Source organism: Microbulbifer echini, from assembly GCF_041447225.1.
In the GTDB taxonomy this organism is placed as follows: Bacteria; Pseudomonadota; Gammaproteobacteria; order Pseudomonadales; family Cellvibrionaceae; genus Microbulbifer; species Microbulbifer echini.
In genome coordinates, this window is sequence record NZ_JBGMEL010000046.1 from 1 (window position 1) to 1,863 (window position 1,863).

A 1,863-nucleotide genomic window follows, 5' to 3' on the forward strand; every position below is an offset into this window, starting at 1 on the left:
AGGAAGGTGTTAAATTACTTGAGCCCACTGGAATTTTTGGTGGGTAAACGTGTGTCACTTATGTTGGCAATCTAGGTATTTATCGGGCGGGCTTCTATTTTGGCTCCATATTTGAGGATTAAGTTGAGAAACTTTATCCTAAAGTGTACAAGCACAAAGCTTACATATACAAAACGGTGTAGATTCCAGTGCCTTCCAATATCATTAAGGCTGTATACGGACAAGCTTTGGCACCTCCTTTGGATGCTAATCTGGCAGCGAGCATCTGTGAGAGAAAACGAATTGAGAAGCTAATAAAATAGTCAATGAGAATGTATGAGCACTAAATTGGTTTTTTTATTTATTTCTTTTGCCAAAAAGCCCCAAGTAGTGTAAGACCCTGTATGCACGGCTATATAGACGGATATCTGAAAGTGCGGTATCAATTGTTTTTTACTGCGGATGACTCTGTCATGATATTACAAAATTGTTTCATTTGGGGGGACCTCTTTGCTAGAATCCGCGGCGATTTTGAGAGAGTAAATTCATGGAGGATTTCAAATGAAAGCCATTACAAAATTAACTGTCGTAGCCTTGACAATCGCCTGTGCTATTCCTGCACAGGCTAACACAACGTTTAATTTGCCGAATTTTAGCCAATGCTCCGAGGCTGCAACTCAGAGCAATACGAATGACCGTGAGGTGTATCGCATTTTTTCAGATTTCTATTATGAAATTGAAGATAAGCGTGAGTATGCCATTACCGCAGTGAAAAACTGGGCAAAAAATTATGCCTCTAGCTGTATCACTTCTACCACTCAAATTACATTAGATGACGTGCAATGTGATGATTTTATTGGTGGTGCACCAATTTGTCGTATAGAAAGTGATGAAGGTGATTATGTTGTTGTAAAGGACTACGTTGATTCTACCAACGTAGTCCTTTCCAAGCATGACCAACAAAACTGGCCTGGAGTTCACGCCTCCAATGACATGGATATGTTGTGGATGGCCAATCCTGCACAGTGTTACTCTGATCTACTAGGCTCTGGTTGGGATTCTCAGGCGTATTACCTGGATGCCTACAATTACCGTTACTTTGGGGATTATCGTTTTGTGCTGGCCAGAACTACCCGCGACCTGGTGCAAAACCTGGCAGGCCAGTCTGAGCAGTGTGCTTATGAGACGACGGGGATTGAAGCCAATAAAATGGAGTGTGCAGAGACCTCCGGTGGCACCAAAGTATGCGCCTCAAGGCATACCAATGCGGGCTATTTTGTTTTTGTGAGTGATGATAACCACGGCATGCACGTGATATTTAACCGCTGGGATTAATTTTACCGCTTTGATACTAGAAAGCTCCCCTCCAATGAGGGGCGCTTTCTACGGAACTTCTAAATAATTTGTGACATCGCGGAGAGTCCCACAGTGTGGACCCTGAAAAGCACATCATGTGCGTTGTGCCTCTTGTGGAAGCGAGTTAAGCGGCGAGCTGTGTCTCCCATTTGTAATCTTCATATTCCGCAGAGAGTTTACACAATTATTCGAGTCTCCCTGGATTATTGCTCCTCCCCTTTTTTTACGCTCTATATAATCATATCTCACTATTTTTCAACCCCATTTCCTTGGTAGTAACTGCGGAAAATAATTTTTTCATGTAAATCTTATTCAAAATATGCCTTGCAGGTGGGTATATGGGCTGCTACATTTTAAATGTGATCACATTTCACGTCTGGAACTTCACGGTTGTCGTGGAGACACTGCTAAGGAACCTCTGAATAATTCCGAGCCAATTTGGTAGTATTCAGTTATCCGTCAAGGCTACGATAGATCATGCACCAAGTCACCTTTGCCGAAGCAGAATACAATCTGAAGCGCCGTAAA

1 protein-coding gene is annotated in these 1,863 nt (G+C 42.5%); it reads left to right on the plus strand.

Annotated elements, in window-relative coordinates:
* Window positions 1–540: 540 nt before the first annotated feature.
* Window positions 541–1,314, plus strand: coding sequence for a hypothetical protein (locus ACCI51_RS19380; protein ID WP_371845076.1), 774 nt, complete (start codon window positions 541–543; stop codon window positions 1,312–1,314).
* The last annotated feature ends 549 nt before the right edge of the window (window positions 1,315–1,863 follow it).

Bases quoted from the DNA above. Each gene is read 5' to 3' on its own strand.
- ACCI51_RS19380 (WP_371845076.1), top strand. From the start codon at position 541: ATGAAAGCCATTACAAAATTAACTGTCGTAGCCTTGACAATCGCCTGT.